Raw genomic sequence first — 15005 nt, 5'->3', positions numbered from 1 at the left:
CCTTCACGTTCGCGGTCTGCTCGTCGTTGAGGCTGATGTGGGACTGCTCGCCCTGCGGCTTCGGCGCCCCCGACTGCACGGCCACCGCGACCGGCTTGGCATCGACCGGGTTGGCGTGGACGGCGATCGGGCCGGCGAACACACCACCGGCGAACGCGAGACCAGCAACAGACAGGACGCTCTTACGCATGATCGTGTTCATGAGGGGTAGCTCCTTCGGGGGTAGGACACCCACACCGCCAAAAGGGGGGACGGTGGGGTGTGAGCACCTCGTCCGGCGCTGCACAAACAAAGAGGAAAAGTTTGGGGGGTGACGCCCTGTCGGGCGTCGGGGTCGGCGACCTGGCGAGCCGGGGGGCTCACGGCGCCGGTCCCTGTGTAACGACCGTCGGGCCGGGGTCATTCCGGGGGCGGCCCATCCATCAGCACCCTCGTCGTGGCGGTGCCCGTCGGTCGTTCGTGGGGACTGCAACGACCGGGGGGCCGGGGTCATTCCGGGGGCGGCCCACCCGCTGGCACCCTCATCGAGGCGGCGCCCGTCGGTCGTTCGTGGCGACTGCAACGACCGGGCGCGGGCTGGCATTCCCACCCGCGCGACCAGCCCCCACAGGGTCGGGCGGCGGGTCGGTGGTACTGCGATCGTCAGGGTATGTAACGACCCCGACCCGGCCATGATTCCGGCCCACGAGCGCGCCCGACCACACCCCAAAGCACGCACCGACGGACAAACCACCCGCCCAACACCGGGCCCGCCGCGCCGAACCGGCCCCCACCCGGTGATCCACTCGGGTTCACGGAAGTCGGGGCATCCCGGACACCCGGACCCCCCGACTTCACAAAACCCGAGTCGATCATGCCGAGCCCCGGCTTGCGCGTGCCCGGCCTCCGATCCTGCATACCGGCCGGCCCGCGCGTACCCGGCCTCCGATCCACATGCCGGCCCAGACAGCGGGCCCGGCCTCCGATCCTGCATACCGGGCCAGGCCCACGCGTGCCCGCGCCTGCAATCCCGTACGTCGGGCCGGCCGCCGTGTCCGGTCGGTGAGCTGGGCGGGTCAGCTGCCCAGGTAGCGCAGGATTGCGAGGATTCGCCGGCTGTAGCCCGTTGTGTGCGCGAGGTCGAGTTTGTCGAAGATGGCGTTGACATGCTTCTCGACCGCGCTCTGCGAGACATGTAGCCGCTGGGCGATGGCGAGATTCGTGTGGCCCTGGGCCATCTCGTGCAACACGTCCCGTTCCCGCGGCGTGAGCCGACCGAACGGGTCGGGCCGGGCCGAGCCGGCCACCACCTGACGGACCACCTCCGGGTCGAGGGCGGTGCCTCCGGCGGCGACCCGGTCGAGTGCGTCGAGGAAGTCGTCCACCTGGGCGACCCGGTCCTTGAGCAGGTAGCCGACTCCCTCGGGACGGTCCGCGAGCAGCCGCCCGGCGTAACGCCGCTCGACGTACTGGGAGAGCACGAGGACGCCGGTGTCGGGCCACCGACGACGTATCTCCAGGGCGGCCCGTAGCCCGTCATCGGTGTGGTTGGGTGGCATCCGGACGTCGGTGACGACCACGTCGGGACGGGATCGTCCGACCGCCTCGACAAGCTGATCGGCGGTCCCGACCGCCGCGAGCACTTCGTGGTCCTCGTCGGCGAGCAGCCTTGTCAGGCCCTCCCGCAGCAGCGTCGAGTCTTCGGCGAGGACTAGTCGCACGGCAGCTGCGCCAGCACCGTCGTCGGACCGCCGGCCGGGCTGGTCACCAGCAGCCGGCCGTCCAGCGCGGCGACCCGACGCGCAAGCCCGGACAAACCGCGTCCGGTCGGCTTCGCCCCGCCGACGCCGTCATCGTGTACGCGCATCCGGATCCACCCATCCCGTACTCCGATATCGACAGTGACCAGGGTAGCGGCGGCGTGTTTCGCGGCGTTGGTGAGCGCCTCGCAGGCCACGAAGTACAGCACCGTCTCCACCTGCCGCTCGGGGCGGACGGGCAGCTCGCAGCGGATCCGCACCGGGACCTCGGATCCGCGGGCGACGATGGCGAGGACCTCACCCAGGTCGCTGTCGTCCAGTGCGGACGGGTAGACCCGCCACGCCACCTCGCGCAACTCTTCGATGGCCCGCTGCACGTCCTCGTGGGCCTGTGCGAGCAGTGCGTGTGTGCGGTCGGCGTCGCGGGCGCGCCGGGCCCGGCCGAGCAGCATGCCGAGGGCGACCAGCCGCTGTTGGAGGCCGTCATGCAGGTCGCGTTCGATGCGCTGCCGTTCGGCGTCGACGGCGGCGATGACCCCGGCCCGGCTGGTGGTCAGCTCGTGGACCCGCCGCGTCAGCTCCGCCCGACTTCCCGGCCCGAGCAGCCGTCGCGCCAGCCGGATGTCCAGCGCGGCGATGCTGGCGACGGCCTGAACGTTGAGCAGTAGCAGCACCGCCCCGACGGCGATCTGGGACAGGGCGTCGAGGAGGGTCAGCTCTCCACGCACCGCCGCGCGCAGCACGATCCCGGCCAGCACCACGCCGACGCCGAGCACGGCGTACGCCAGCAGGCCGAGCGTGCCGGGTAACAGTCGGGCGGCCAGGTAGCCGAGCTGCCGTCGGGTCGCCACGGTGTTCGGCGCGGGCAGATCCTCCGCGGCGAGCAGCCCGACGAGGCGGCGATGTTCCATCCGCACCAGCCGCCTCCCGTACCGGTCGGTCAGGCCAGCAACCCGACGGCCGGCCGCAGGCGCGACCGCGCGCACACTGCACGCGGCGGCCGCGACGGCGAGGAAGGCGATCTCGACGGCGGCCGTCGCGATGCCGATGGCGACGCCGAGCGGCAGCCGGAGCCGAAGCCACCACCTGCCGGTTCGCCGTTCCCCCACCACCTCGCCCGCCTTCCGCACCGGGTCTGCTCCCCCTTGCGCTGCGCCATCTGACCCGCCCGCGGGCGACCCCCGGGTGGCGCGTGGGGGCAGCAGAGCAAAGGAAACCAGAAGAGGGTTGGCTAGCGCTCGTCCGAGGCCCACGATCCGCTTCGGTAGAGGGTGCCGCGACCCCCCGGGTCGGGCATCCCGTTCAGTGCGCTCTGCTCGGGCTCGGTCGGCTCCGGGTTGCGGGCGGCGCGGCGGGCCTTCAACACGCGGGACCCGACGAACCAGGCGGCCGCCGCCACGCAGACCACGATCACCACTTTCTGGAGCGTGCCCACGTAGCCCTCGACGAGGTGCCAGTTGTCGCCCAGCAGGTAGCCGGCGAGCACGAAGGTGGTGTTCCAGATCAGACTGCCGAGCGTGGTGTAGAGCAGGAACGTGGTCACCGGCATCCGCTCCACGCCGGCCGGAATGGAGATCAGGCTCCGGAAGATCGGGATCATTCGGCCGAAGAAGACAGCCTTCACACCGTGCCGCAGGAACCACGCCTCGGTCCGGTCCACGTCGCTGAGCTTGACCAGCGGAAGCCGGGAGACGATGGCGCGCATCCGGTCGCGCCCCAGGGCCGCGCCGATCAGGTAGAGCGCGAGCGCGCCCACCACCGAACCCAGCGTGGTCCAGAAGATCGCACCGACCAGACTCATCCGTCCCTGCGCCGCGACGAACCCGGCCAGCGGCAGGATCACCTCACTGGGGATCGGCGGAAAGAGGTTCTCCAACGCCACCGCCAGGCCGGCACCCGGCCCGCCGAGCCGTTCCACCAGGTCAGTGACGTAGCCGACGATCCCGTCCTGTGGTGGTTCCGCTGCGGCGGCGGGGGTTCCGGTGGCGAACACGGCGTGGGACGTTCGAATCATGCGCCCACGTTACGAAGTCATCCTGAGAGTCGACCATGGGGCCGACCGCCCGGCCGCAGGGGTCGACCACACCGGTAAGGGTGCGGAAAGCCGCACCCCGCTGCGGCTCACGGTGGTCCAGCCGCCGTGCGTACCCCTGGACGTCGCGGCAAACGCGCGGGCGCACGCCGCCGCGGTCCGCGCGGCGCGCGCCCGGGTGGTGGTCTTTCCGGAGCTGTCGCTGACCGGGTACGAGTTGGACGCGCCGGTCGTGTCGGTCGACGACCCGCGGCTGGGGCCGCTGGTCGAGGCGTGCGCCGAGGCGGATGCGCTGGCCCTGGTCGGTGCTCCGGTCTCCGGCGACCACATCGCGATGCTGGCGGTGACCGGCGGCGGTGCGACGGTGGCGTACCGGAAGATGTGGCTGGGGGACGCGGAGGCCCGTCGCTTCCGGCCCGGCGACGCGCCGGTCGTGCTCGATGTGGACGGATGGCGGGTGGGGCTGGCGATCTGCAAGGACACCGGCGTGGCCGCGCACGCGGACCGGACGGCCGCGCTCGGGATCGACGTGTACGCGGCGGGCGTCCTGGAGTCGGCCCGCGACGCCGCCGTGATAGACCAGCGGGTGCACCGGATCACCACCGCGCACCGGGTCTGGGTGGCGGTGGCGAGCTTCGCCGGATCGACCGGCGGGGGCTACACCGAGGCGGCGGGCCGGTCGGGCGTCTGGACGCCGGACGGCGAGGTGTACGCCCGCGCGGGCACCGACCCGGGCGAGTCGGTCAGTGCCAGCCTCACATCACCCGACCGGGGCGTCGACGGGCGCGGTTAGGGTGACGGAATGATCTCCGGACGAGTCGTGCAGCTGCGGCGGTACCCGGTGAAGTCGCTGCTCGGAGAGCGGACCCCGGCCGCCGACATCAGCGCGACCGGCGTCGCGGGTGACCGCGTGCTGGCCCTGCTGGATCAGACCAGTGGCCGGGTGGCCAGCGCCAAACAACCACATCGCTGGCGCGGCCTGCTCACGCTACGAGCGACCGGCGGGGTGACCGATCCGGTACGGATCACCCTGCCCGACGGCCGGCACCTGTCGAGCGGGGACCCCGACATCGACACGGCGCTCAGCGCGGCGGTAGGCCGCGCGGTGACCCTCGTCGACGCCGTACCGCCCGGCGCCACCCTGCTGCGGTCCCGCCCGGAGGCGGTGCTCGCCGCCGGCCTCACCGACGAGGTCCCGGCCGACGAGAGCCGGCTCGGGTCGGTGCTGCCCGGGACTTTCTTCGACTTCGCTGCCATCCACCTGGTCACCACCGCGACCCTGGATCGAATCGCCGGGCACCTACCGCCCGGGGCGGGGACGGTGGAACGCTACCGGCCCAACCTGGTGCTCGACGCGGGCACGGATGCCTTCGCCGAGAACGACTGGGTCGGCCGGGAACTGCGCGTCGGACCGGACCTGGTGCTACGCGTGCTCGCCCCGACGCCGCGCTGCGCGGTGCCGACGCTCGCGCACGGCCCGCTGCCCCGCGAGACCGAGGCGCTGCGGGTGCCCGCCCGGCTCAACCGGATCGAACCGCTGCCCGGAATGGGTCCCCAGCCGTGTGTCGGCGCGTACGCCACTGTGGTGCGTTCTGGACGGCTGGCGGACGGCGATCGCGTTATCGTCGGTCCATGAGTGCTGTCCCTCCTCGGCTGTCCGTTATCACTCTGGGCGTACGCGACATGGGTCTTCAGCGGTCGTTCTACCGGTCGTTGGGCTGGCCCGAGCTGCCGGCCAGCGACGCCAACTGGTCGGCGTTCCTGCTCGGTGGCGTCCTGCTCGCGCTCTTCCCCCTAACGGAGCTGGCCGCCGAGGCGGCGCCGGGCGCGCCCGATCCAGCGGGCGGGTGGTCGGGCGTCACCCTGGCCAGCATCGTTGACAGCCGCGACGAGGTCGACACGGCGTTCGCCGCGGCTGTCGCGGCGGGCGCGACCGTGGTGGCGGAGCCGATCGACCGACCGTGGGGTGGGCGCTCCGGTTACATCGCCGACCCGGAGGGCAACCGCTGGGAGATCGCCTGGGCGGGCACGGCATGCTTCGACGAGCGCGGCGCTCTCCTCTCCTTCGGCTGAGTATGGTGTTTGCGCGCCGACGATGACCTTGAAATGCTTCGGGAATGACCTCCTTTCCTCCGACCTTCGCCGATGATGTCGTCGGCCAGTCGGCCCAGACGCAGTTCGAGGCGTTCATCGACGAGCACCGCAGAGCGCTCAACGGCTACCTGGACGGGCTGACCGAGGAGCAGGCGCGCCGGTCGTTGGTGCCGTCCCGGACGACGCTGCTGGGTCTGGTGAAGCACGCCGCGTTCGTGGAGAAGGTCTGGTTCGACGAGGCCGTCACGTGTCGGCCCCGGGCCGAGATCGGCATCCCCGCGACGCCGGACGAGTCGTTCATCCTGAGCGACGACGACACGATCGCCAGCATCCAGCAGGCGCACCGCGAGGCCTGCGAGGCCTCCCGCCGCGCGACTTCCACGCTGGGTCTGGACGACGTGCTTCGCGGTAACCGGCGCGGCCCGCTGCCGCTGCGCTGGGTCTACCTGCACGTGCTGCGCGAGCTTGCCCAGCACTGCGGGCACGCGGAGATCCTGCGCGAGCAGATCCTGGCCGCCGACTAGGCGCGCGCCGCCGGCCGGAGCCGGTCGCGCGCTTCGTGGCCTGGTTCAGCCTCTGGCCCACCCGCCGATGTCGGCGAAGCGGCGCAGGGTCCAGCGGGCCGGCGGCCAACCGCCGGGGTCGTGGTCGGTGGTCCATTCGGTGATCGAGGCCGGGGGCACGTCCAGGTCGAACGCCCGGAAGACCGGCTGCGCGCCGAGCGCGTGGAAGGCGCCCTCGACGGTCTCGCTGTGGCCGACCAGGACCACTGTGGAGCCCCGGTGCCGGTGGGCGATCTCCATGATCGCGCGGCTGACGCGGACGACCAGTTCGGCCCAGCTCTCGTTGCCCTCCTCGAACGGTCGGAACACGCCGCCACCCGCCACCGCGTGGTCGGTACGGAAGAGGGCGGTCGGCAGGCCGTCGGCGTACGGGGGTGTGTGCCAGGTGCAGAGACCACAGTCGGCCACGGGCCGGACGCCGAACGCCGCGCCGATCGGTTGCGCGGTCTCGACTGCCCTGCGCAGCACGGACGAGTAGACCGCCACCGGCCCGTCGGCGGCGACCTCGCCGGTGAGCCGGTTGGCCAGGTCGTGTGCCTGCTCGTGGCCGCGGGCGGTGAGGCCCCGACAGCCACGTGGCCCACCGACGATTCCTTCGAGCTGGTGGACCGACTCGCCGTGTCGCACGAAGATCAGACGTGTCCGCATCGGGACATCATGCCAGCGGTATCGACGGAGGTATCAGTCGTCCGTACGGCTGGTGGAGAAGCTGTCGGCCCGGGCGAGCAGAGCGTCCAGTTTCGCGCCCGTCTGCGCTGCTAGGCGGCCCCGCCGCACCAGCTCGGCGATGTGGTCGCGTAGGTCGGCGACACGGTCGGCGCGGTCCCTGGTGCGGCGATTGAGGTCGGCGAGGTCGTCCCGCAGATCTTCGGCGGTCTCCCGGTCGACGTCATCGCGGGCGACCGCTGTGGCGAGGACGGCGGCGAACTCGCTGCTCACCTCCCGGAAGCTGACCGGTAGCTGCTGCCCGACGGTCGAGGGCGCGGTGCTGGCAGCGGGGGGCGGTGAGGACGGTGCGGCCGGCGTCGGCGAGTGCGTCGTGGGCGCGGGGGCCGGCGCCGAGGTCGACGGCGCGGCGGCGATCTCGGCCGGGTCGGGTGTGCCCGGGTCGCCGAACGGATTCTCGGCGAGCAGGACGCCGACGCCGACCAGCATGGCGAGCACGGCCGCGACGAGCGCGGCGAGGGGCCGACGCGACCGGCGCCGGGCCGGCGCGGCGGTTGCCGGGTCGGGGCGGGCCACCATCGACCGGTCGATCAGGGTGGGCGGGTGGGCGGCCGGCCGGATGCGCAACAGTTCGGTGGGCGGCTCGACCGGCTGACCGGCGCCGAAGCGGCGGGCCAGATGCGCGGCGCTCGGCCGGTCGGCCGGGTTGGCGGCGAGGCAGGCGACGGTCAGCTCGGCGATGTCGGCGGGGAGGCCGGGCACCCGCAGCGGCGGCACCGGCGTGCCCCGCCGGTGCACCTCCAGCGCGTCCTCCCAGCTCTGCACGGGCAGTGGCGCCCGCCCGGTGAGGGTGCGGTAGAGCAGTGCGCCGAGGGCGTACACGTCGCTCGCCGGGTCGGGCGGGCCGGCGGTCAGCCGTTCCGGGGCGAAGTAGGCGGGGGTGCCCATCAACGGTTCGCCGGACTGGCTGTCGAGGCCGCCGAGCACGGCGATGCCGAAGTCGAGCACCTTGGCGCCGGTGTCGGTGAGCATGACGTTGCCGGGCTTGACGTCGCGGTGCACGACACCGATGCGGTGCGCGGCGGCGAGCGCGGCGGCGATCTGCCCGGCCACCCGGACCGCCTCCGGCCAGGGCAGCGGCCCGGTCCGCAGCCGGTCGGCCAGGTTGTGACCGTCGACGAGCTCCATCACCAGGTACGGGACCACGACGCCGCCGGCCAGTGTCGCCTCGGCGTAGTCGTACACCTGGGTCACGTGTGGGTGGGTCAGCCGGGCGGCCGCGCGGGCCTCGCGTTGGATGGTGGCCCGCAGTTGCGGGTCGGTGGCGAACTGTCCGGCGAGCACCTTGATCGCGACTGGCCGCCCGAGCACCTCGTCGTCGCCTCGCCACACCTCGGACATGCCACCGAGACCGATCCGCTCGTGCAGTACGTAGCGGTCGTGGAGGCGGAGAGTGGGCGTGAGTGGTGACATGGCTTCACCAGTCTGCCTGGCAACACCGCACTCGACCACTCTGCGTGCCCGGACCCACACTGTTCGTCCCGTGCGTACCGGAATGGGATTGGTGCGGGGTCAGGAGCAGCGCGGCGTGCTGGGCAGCGGTCGCGGTTGGATGCGGTCGGCGAGCCGGCGCAGGGCGAGGGCGGTGGCCTGCCGGGTCGGGGCGAGCAGGGCCCGGCGGGGGTGCTCGACCTGGACCGGAGCGTCCGGTCGGGCCGAGTTGACGTGCCGGCTCATGGCGTCGAGCGCGGTGATGTATCCGGTGGGAAGTTCCATGGTCAACTCCTTGGGACAGGTCCGGTGGAGCTCCGGACGACGAGTGCGGTGGGCAGCAACACGTGACCGGCCGCGGCGTCCGCGGGCGGGTCGAGCAGCAGTTCGGCGGCGATCCGGCCCTTCTCCTCGGCCGGTTGCCGGACGGTGGTGAGGCCGGCCGCGGCGGCCTCGGGGACGTCGTCGAAGCCGGTCACCGAGACCGGGGGACGATCATGGGCCGGCCGTGCGGCCAGGGCGTCCAGCACACCGAGCGCGAGGACGTCGGAGCCGGCCAGCACGGCGGTCGGCGGTGCGGGCTGGTCGAACAGCCCGGCGATGGCTGCGGCTGCCGCCGGGCGGCTGTTGCCGGGGACGTTGACCAGTGTCAGCTCGGCCCAGTTGAGGCCGACCTCGGCGAAGGCGTCGGCGAACCCGCTGAGCCGACCTCGGGTGGTCGGATGCCGCACCTGGTCGACCCCGGCCAGGGCGAGCGGGCCGGCCGGCGCGTCGGGCAGCACGGAGTCGGCGATCAGCGCCACCCGACGGTGCCCGAGCCCAGCGACGTGCGCGGCGGCGCTGCGCGCGGCGGCGCGCTCGTCGATGCCGACGAACCGTTCGTCGGCGCCGGCGTCGTCGCGGGCGGCAGTGCTGACGAACGGCAGCCCGCGCTGGCGGATCACGTCCAACGCCCATTCCTCGTCGGCGACGCAGTAGACGCAGAACCCGTCGACGGCGGCGTTCTCCACCGCCCGTCGGGCGTCGGTCACCGCCGGAGGCAGCGGCACCAGCAGCATGCTGGTGCCGTGCCGCTCGGCCGCCGCGCCGACACCGGCGAGGAAGCGGACCGCGAACGGGTCGGTGAAGGCGTACGACAGTTGCGAGGTGAACAGCACCCCGATCGACCCGACGAAACCTCGGCGCAGGGAGCGCGCGGTGGGGTTGGGGCCGGGGTACCCGAGTTGCCGGGCGGCGTCCAAGATTCGCTCACGCAGGGTGGCGGAGAGCTGGTCGGGGCGGCTGTAGGCGTTGGACACGGTGCTGCGCGAGACGCCGACGGCGTCGGCCACGGCTTGCAGTGTTGGCTTCACCGGCACCTCTCTGTATCGATCCAGTCTGTATCGATACAGAGACTAGCCCGATCGGTCGGGCTCGGTCAATACGTTGGCTGAGAGTCCCCCGTCGGGGCCACAGGTCAGGGCAGGCGGGCTGACGCCGGCCCACTGTCCACGGTCGTTGACCAGGCCAGGGCCGACGCGGCCGGGAGTCAGGCCGGGTAGAGGTCGTCCAGCAGGCCGCCGAGGATCTCCGCCGTACGCTCGGGCGGCTCGGCCTCGACGCAGAGCCGCTCCATGGCCACCGCGTAGTAATCCAGATCGTCGCGCTTGTCCAGGTAGATGGCGCTGGTGAGCTGTTCGATGTAGACGATGTCCGGAAGCTCCTGGTCGCCGAAGCGCAGGATGGTGAAGGCGCCCCCGGCGGCGGCGTGGCCACCGGCGGCGAACGGGATGACCTGCAACCGGATGTGGGGCGACTTGGTCGCCTCGATGAGCGCGGTGAGCTGACCGCGCATGACCTCGGCGCCGCCGATGGGCCGGCGCAGCGCCGCCTCGTCCACCACGGCCCAGAACTGCGGCGGGTTTTCCCGCTGGAGCAACTGCTGACGCTGCATCCGCAGCGCGACACGCCTGTCGATCTCAGCCGGACCGGCCGCGCCGTGCCCGAGAAGCACGACCGCCCGGGCGTACTCCCGGGTCTGCAGGAGGCCGGGCACGAACTGCACCTCGTAGCTGCGGATCAGCGCGGCGGCGGCCTCCAGGCCCAGGTACGACTGGAACCAGGACGGCAACACGTCACCGTAGCGGTGCCACCAGCCGGGGCTGTTCGCGTCCCGCGCGAGCTTGAGCAGCGCGTCGCGCTCGTGGTCCTCGGTGACGCCGTAGAGGGTCAACAGGTCGGCGACGTCACGCTCCTTGAAGCCGACCCGACCCAGCTCCATCCGACTGATCTTGGATTCGGAGGAGCGGATCTCCCAGCCGGCGCCCTCCCGGGTCACCCCGCTGGACTCCCGGAGACGGCGCAGTTGGGCGCCGAGCAGCATGCGCAGCACGGTCGGCCCGGTTGTCGGGCCACCCTCGGCGGGAACCATCGTCACGTGCGGACCTCCGGACACCGACCCACGACGGCCGGGCGCCCCGGCCCGGCCGACGTGTAAGCATGCCATGGACCGACAGTGAGATGAACTCCTCCGCGCCGGTGAATCGGTCCCGTCACCGGGACGACCCACCCCCGGACGGTCAGTTGATCAGGTGGTCGAAATCTCCGTCCCGCGCACCGAGAACGAAGGCGGCGATCTCGTCGACCGTGTAGATCAGTGCCGGCCCTTCCGGGTGCCGTGAGTTGCGGACCGCGATGCCCCCTCCCTCGGGCAGTTCGGCCAGTTCGACGCAGTTGCCGCTGGGGTTGCTGCGGCGACTCTTCTGCCAGCTCAGCGGGGGCAACTGGTGGATCGGTACGCCATTGGGTGGCTGCTGCATGGGGGCGTCTTTCTGTTACGAGCCCGCCGGTGGCCGTGGGAGGAGCGGTGACGGCGAGGGGGTGCGGTATCGACATTGGACGGTCCTGCACGTGCATCTGCTATTGCATCTGCATCCGACGGCGAGCATGATAACGCACATGATCGGTGCCCATCCGTTCACTTTGAGTTACCCCTACACGGGCAACGATCAGGCAAAACTGGGCCCGACGCGGCGCGCCGCGTCAACCGAAGGCTGGAGGCGGTCGCGGCGATGGGAGGGTTCGTGCCGGATCCGATGAGTGTCGCCTCCGGCGTCTGCGCGGCGGGCGCGCTGCTCTCCTCCTGGCAACTACGCCGACGGGCGGTGCGCGCCGAGGCTGAGATCGGTCACCTCCAAGCCGAGCTGGCCGCCGAACGGCACGCCGCCAGCCATGACCCGCTGACCGGGCTGCCCAATCGACGTGCCTTCTACCGCCTGGCAGCCGCGTTGCTCACCGACGCCGCCGGCCAGCCGCTGATCGCCGTGGTGCTCGATCTGGACGACTTCAAGCAGATCAACGACCGGTACGGGCACGCCGCCGGCGACCAGGTGCTGATCAGTGTGGCCGAACGGCTCGCCGGCTTCGCCGGGGACAACCTCGTGGCCCGCCTCGGCGGCGACGAGTTCGCCGGGCTGCTCTCCAGCCCCACCGTCGACCGGCGCTGGATCGAGCACTCGACCCGCCGGCTCAGCGAGACCGTCGCCGCGCCGATCCGGCTGAGCGGGTGCAGCGTCCGGGTCACCGCGTCCGTCGGGCTCGCCCCGGTGACCGGCCCGGCCCAGCTCACCGACGCGCTCAGCCGCGCCGACGCGGCCATGTACCAGGCGAAGAGCCTCGGTGGCGCCCGGCCGCCCCGGCAACTGGTCGACAGCGCGTTCCTCGGTGAGCGCTGACCGTTCAGGTGACCGGCGCGCCGAACCACCGGGCCAACTGGCTGAGCAGATCGGTCTGATCGTCACCGACCCACGCCACGTGGCCGTCCGGCCGTAGCAGCACGGCGGGCACGTCCAACTCCTCGCTGACGTCGACGACGTGGTCGACCCGCTCCGCCCAGCCGGCGACCGAGAGCTGGCCGGTCTGGTCGAGCAGCAGGCCGCGGCCACCGTGCATCAGCTCGTAGAGGCGCCCCCGACTCAGCCGTACGTCACGCATGTGGCGCCCGAGCATGTCGTGGCCCGCGCCGAAGTCGTAGCGGACCCCGATCGCGGTGATCTTTTCGATCAGGTACCGGTTGACGTCCTCGAAGTCCAGCAGCTCCGACAACAGTTGGCGCACCGACCGCGGCCCCGGCTCGGGTGCGAGCAGCAGCATCTGCGCCCGGGTGTTGGTCAGCACGTCCGCGGCCACCGGATGCCGTTCGCTGTGGTAGCTGTCCAGCAGTCCCTCCGGCGCCCAGCCGTTGAGTTCGGCGGCCAGTTTCCAGCCGAGGTTGAACGCGTCCTGGATGCCGAGGTTGAGCCCCTGCCCGCCGGTCGGCGGGTGGATGTGCGCCGCGTCGCCGGCCAGCAGCACCCGACCGACCCGGTAACGCTCGGCCAGCCGGGTGGCGTCACCGAAGCGGGAGAGCCAGCGCGGTGAGTGGACACCGAAGTCGGTGCCCGCGTACACCCGCAGTTGGCGTTTGAAGTCGTCGATGGTCGGTGCGACCGTGCGGTCCTCGACCACCCCGTCGGCCGGGACGAGGACGCGGTACACCCCGTCTCCGAGGGGCCCGAGACCGAATCGGAGATGGGTCCTGCGGACCTCGGCCACCACGTCGGCCACCGTCTCCGGCGGCACGCCCACCTCCATCTCGCCCAGCAGTGTCTCGACGCTGCTGGGCTCGCCGGGAAAGCCGACACCGAGCAGCCCGCGTACGGTGCTGCGACCGCCGTCGCAGCCGACGAGATAGCGCGTACGCAACTGCGTGCCATCGGCCAACCGCACGGTCACCCCGTGGTCGTCCTGGCTCAGCCCGACGAGTTCGCTGCCACGCCGGATCTCGACGCCGACCTCGCTGGCGTGCTCGTTCAGCAGACGGTCGGTGGTGGTCTGCGGAATGCCGAGGACGTACGCGTGTGCGGTGTCCAGCCCGGCCGGCGACGGCTTGGGAATCGCGGCGAAGAAGCCCCCGACCGGGTGCTGCTGTCCGAGAGCGAGGAACCGCTCCAGCAGACCTCGCTGGTCCAGCACCTCGATGCTGCGTGCGTGCAGGCCGAGCGCGCGGACGTAGCTGGTCGGCTCGGTCTCCTTCTCGAGCACGAGCGCGTGCAGCCCGTGCAGCCGCACCTCACTGGCCACCATCAAGCCGGTCGGTCCGCCGCCAGCAATGACGACATCGATCATGGAATCCCCCGATTTTCCCAGATTTGGGCGTCGGATGGAGATTCTGCGGCACCACCCGGGTCTTGCCGCAAGGCCCCGGGTGCGATATATGTTGGAGGTGGCAGAGAGCGAATCCGCTCTTTGCCTTACTTTTTGTCAGGCGTAGACGACGATGTGGCCGCCGCCGCTCAGAGCCGACGGTCGCTGTCGCGCAACGCGGCGTGGGCGAGAGTGACGAGACCCGCCGGTGACACCAGCCCTCGCACGATCCGCGCCGCCCGGCCGCGGTCGGCCGCCTCGGCGTCGAGGTCCAGCGCCTGACGGGTCCAGTCACTGAGGTCGTCGAGCGCGCGGACCGCGAGGAACCAGGCCAGGCGTACCGGGTCGACGTCGGTCCTGCCGTAGCCGGCGAGCACGGCCTGCTGCTGCTCGGCGGTGATCGGCGCGAAGGCGAGCACCCCACCGAGGACGAACATGAGGTCGCACTCGGGCGGGGCGAGCACCGCGTCGTCCCAGTCGATCAACCAGACCCGCCCGTCCGCGCCGAGCAGCAGGTTGCCCAGGTGCGGGTCGCCGTGGCAGACGACGTTCACGCCGGGCCGGTCGCGCTGGTCGACGGCGCGGCGCTCGACCTCGCGGGTCAGCACCTCCAGCCGGTCGGCCACCGCGGACCACACACCCGCCAGCTCCACGACCAGCGGATCCGCGAGGTCGAGGGGGTCCGGGTCGCGCAGCCGCGCGGCCATCGCGCGGGTCGCTGTCACGATCGAGGGGTACGCGGCACCGCCCGCCGGTAGCAGCCGGCTCAGCTCGTCGGTCACCGGCACCTCGTGCACGGCGGCCAGCACCTCACCGTACGCGTGCCAGTGCGCGCCGGTCATCGGACCGTCGAGCGCCCGCTGGTCGGAGACCCACGGCACCACCGAGAGGCGGCGGCCCTCGTGGTCGATCGACAGCCGCCCGTCGTCGGCCCGCAGCGGCGCGACGATGCCCGGCACCCCCTGCTCGGCCAGGTACGCCGTCACGACCAGGCCGGCCGGGGTGCCGCCACCGCTCAGCTTGACCGCATACCGAGAGCCGTCGGCGGCCTGAGCGAGCCACAGTCGGGCGTGCTGGTCCGCCCCGGAGGTGACCAACTCCATCGTGGACAGTCGCAGGCCGAAGCCCGTCCGTACCTGATCGGCCACCCGCCGTGCGTCGTCCTGCACCATGCGGTCACCATGCCAGCGCTCCGGCCACCGACCCAGCGGTTTTGCCGGTCGCCGGGGTGTTCTGAGACGTCCTAACCGGGTATGG

Annotated in this window: 16 protein-coding genes and 1 pseudogene; 5 read left to right on the top strand and 12 right to left on the bottom strand. The window is 72.0% G+C overall.

Features of this window, described 5'->3' with window-relative positions:
* The 4 genes and pseudogenes from ABTW72_RS20630 to ABTW72_RS20615 form a co-directional block, all read right to left on the bottom strand.
* Positions 1-202 (bottom strand): annotated as a pseudogene (locus ABTW72_RS20630) (hypothetical protein); the annotation flags it as partial.
* 853 nt (positions 203-1055) lie between these two features.
* Positions 1056-1700, bottom strand: coding sequence for a response regulator (locus ABTW72_RS20625; protein ID WP_350860986.1), 645 nt, complete (start codon positions 1698-1700; stop codon positions 1056-1058).
* A complete protein-coding gene (locus ABTW72_RS20620) occupies positions 1691-2869 on the bottom strand; it encodes a sensor histidine kinase (RefSeq protein WP_350860984.1) in 1179 nt (392 codons plus the stop codon). The genes ABTW72_RS20625 and ABTW72_RS20620 overlap by 10 nt, the downstream gene beginning before the upstream one ends.
* A gap of 101 nt (positions 2870-2970) precedes the next feature.
* On the bottom strand, positions 2971-3753 hold the full coding sequence (locus ABTW72_RS20615; RefSeq protein WP_091406700.1) for a DedA family protein: 783 nt from the start codon (positions 3751-3753) through the stop codon (positions 2971-2973).
* Between ABTW72_RS20615 and ABTW72_RS20610 the strand changes: the two genes are divergently transcribed.
* The 4 genes from ABTW72_RS20610 to ABTW72_RS20595 are packed head-to-tail and all read left to right on the top strand — an operon-like array spanning position 3752 to position 6389.
* The gene (locus ABTW72_RS20610) at positions 3752-4564 is read left to right on the top strand and encodes a carbon-nitrogen hydrolase family protein (RefSeq protein ID WP_350860982.1); all 813 of its coding nucleotides are present in this window, start codon (positions 3752-3754) and stop codon (positions 4562-4564) included. The two genes, ABTW72_RS20615 and ABTW72_RS20610, sit on opposite strands and share 2 nt — an antisense overlap.
* 9 nt (positions 4565-4573) lie before the next feature.
* Positions 4574-5407 (top strand): MOSC domain-containing protein, encoded by an 834-nt coding sequence (locus ABTW72_RS20605; RefSeq protein ID WP_350860980.1) that lies wholly within the window; start codon positions 4574-4576, stop codon positions 5405-5407.
* Positions 5404-5844, top strand: a complete 441-nt coding sequence (locus ABTW72_RS20600; protein WP_350860978.1) for a VOC family protein — start codon at positions 5404-5406, stop codon at positions 5842-5844. Before ABTW72_RS20605 ends, ABTW72_RS20600 begins: the two co-directional genes overlap by 4 nt.
* Positions 5845-5888: 44 nt before the next feature.
* The gene (locus tag ABTW72_RS20595) at positions 5889-6389 is read left to right on the top strand and encodes a DinB family protein (protein ID WP_350860976.1); all 501 of its coding nucleotides are present in this window, start codon (positions 5889-5891) and stop codon (positions 6387-6389) included.
* A gap of 45 nt (positions 6390-6434) precedes the next feature.
* Here the strand turns inward: ABTW72_RS20595 and ABTW72_RS20590 are convergent, their stop codons facing one another.
* From ABTW72_RS20590 to ABTW72_RS20565, 6 genes are all read right to left on the bottom strand, one after another.
* On the bottom strand, positions 6435-7076 hold the full coding sequence (locus tag ABTW72_RS20590; protein ID WP_350860974.1) for a histidine phosphatase family protein: 642 nt from the start codon (positions 7074-7076) through the stop codon (positions 6435-6437).
* Positions 7077-7109: 33 nt separating this feature from the next.
* Positions 7110-8567 (bottom strand): serine/threonine-protein kinase, encoded by a 1458-nt coding sequence (locus ABTW72_RS20585; protein ID WP_350860972.1) that lies wholly within the window; start codon positions 8565-8567, stop codon positions 7110-7112.
* A 99-nt stretch (positions 8568-8666) separates the two neighbouring features.
* Positions 8667-8870: a hypothetical protein gene (locus ABTW72_RS20580; protein WP_350860970.1), complete on the bottom strand. Its 204-nt coding sequence runs from the start codon at positions 8868-8870 to the stop codon at positions 8667-8669.
* A gap of 2 nt (positions 8871-8872) precedes the next feature.
* On the bottom strand, positions 8873-9916 hold the full coding sequence (locus ABTW72_RS20575) for a LacI family DNA-binding transcriptional regulator (protein ID WP_350860968.1): 1044 nt from the start codon (positions 9914-9916) through the stop codon (positions 8873-8875).
* A gap of 197 nt (positions 9917-10113) precedes the next feature.
* Positions 10114-10995 carry a Sco1979 family transcriptional regulator gene (locus ABTW72_RS20570; RefSeq protein WP_502892228.1) on the bottom strand — a complete coding sequence of 294 codons (882 nt, stop codon included), beginning with the start codon at positions 10993-10995 and terminating at the stop codon, positions 10114-10116.
* A 148-nt stretch (positions 10996-11143) separates the two neighbouring features.
* Entirely contained in the window at positions 11144-11383 is a 240-nt protein-coding gene (locus tag ABTW72_RS20565; RefSeq protein ID WP_350860965.1) for a DUF397 domain-containing protein, read from the bottom strand.
* A gap of 264 nt (positions 11384-11647) precedes the next feature.
* On the opposite strand from ABTW72_RS20565, the gene ABTW72_RS20560 reads away from it, so the two are divergent.
* Positions 11648-12298: a GGDEF domain-containing protein gene (locus tag ABTW72_RS20560; RefSeq protein ID WP_350860963.1), complete on the top strand. Its 651-nt coding sequence runs from the start codon at positions 11648-11650 to the stop codon at positions 12296-12298.
* A 4-nt stretch (positions 12299-12302) separates the two neighbouring features.
* Here the strand turns inward: ABTW72_RS20560 and rox are convergent, their stop codons facing one another.
* Positions 12303-13730, bottom strand: coding sequence for a rifampin monooxygenase (gene rox, locus ABTW72_RS20555; protein ID WP_350860962.1), 1428 nt, complete (start codon positions 13728-13730; stop codon positions 12303-12305).
* A gap of 167 nt (positions 13731-13897) precedes the next feature.
* Complete coding sequence (locus ABTW72_RS20550) at positions 13898-14920, bottom strand: phosphotransferase enzyme family protein (protein ID WP_350860960.1); 1023 nt, start codon at positions 14918-14920, stop codon at positions 13898-13900.
* Positions 14921-15005 lie beyond the last annotated feature (85 nt).

Source organism: Micromonospora sp. NPDC127501 (assembly GCF_040302185.1).
GTDB lineage: Bacteria > Actinomycetota > Actinomycetes > Mycobacteriales > Micromonosporaceae > Micromonospora.
Note: the sequence above shows the minus strand (reverse complement) of the source record. Positions and strands in the feature narration are given on the sequence as shown.

What these genes read in the sequence shown, in the direction of transcription:
- ABTW72_RS20610 (WP_350860982.1), top strand. Translation starts at nt 3,752, where the DNA reads ATGCGCCCACGTTACGAAGTCATCCTGAGAGTCGACCATGGGGCCGAC.
- ABTW72_RS20615 (WP_091406700.1), bottom strand. Translation starts at nt 3,753, where the DNA reads ATGATTCGAACGTCCCACGCCGTGTTCGCCACCGGAACCCCCGCCGCC.
- ABTW72_RS20605 (WP_350860980.1), top strand. Translation starts at nt 4,574, where the DNA reads ATGATCTCCGGACGAGTCGTGCAGCTGCGGCGGTACCCGGTGAAGTCG.
- ABTW72_RS20600 (WP_350860978.1), top strand. Translation starts at nt 5,404, where the DNA reads ATGAGTGCTGTCCCTCCTCGGCTGTCCGTTATCACTCTGGGCGTACGC.
- ABTW72_RS20595 (WP_350860976.1), top strand. Translation starts at nt 5,889, where the DNA reads ATGACCTCCTTTCCTCCGACCTTCGCCGATGATGTCGTCGGCCAGTCG.
- ABTW72_RS20590 (WP_350860974.1), bottom strand. Translation starts at nt 7,076, where the DNA reads ATGCGGACACGTCTGATCTTCGTGCGACACGGCGAGTCGGTCCACCAG.
- ABTW72_RS20585 (WP_350860972.1), bottom strand. Translation starts at nt 8,567, where the DNA reads ATGTCACCACTCACGCCCACTCTCCGCCTCCACGACCGCTACGTACTG.
- ABTW72_RS20580 (WP_350860970.1), bottom strand. Translation starts at nt 8,870, where the DNA reads ATGGAACTTCCCACCGGATACATCACCGCGCTCGACGCCATGAGCCGG.
- ABTW72_RS20570 (WP_502892228.1), bottom strand. Translation starts at nt 10,995, where the DNA reads ATGGTTCCCGCCGAGGGTGGCCCGACAACCGGGCCGACCGTGCTGCGC.
- ABTW72_RS20565 (WP_350860965.1), bottom strand. Translation starts at nt 11,383, where the DNA reads ATGCAGCAGCCACCCAATGGCGTACCGATCCACCAGTTGCCCCCGCTG.
- rox (WP_350860962.1), bottom strand. Translation starts at nt 13,730, where the DNA reads ATGATCGATGTCGTCATTGCTGGCGGCGGACCGACCGGCTTGATGGTG.
- ABTW72_RS20550 (WP_350860960.1), bottom strand. Translation starts at nt 14,920, where the DNA reads ATGGTGCAGGACGACGCACGGCGGGTGGCCGATCAGGTACGGACGGGC.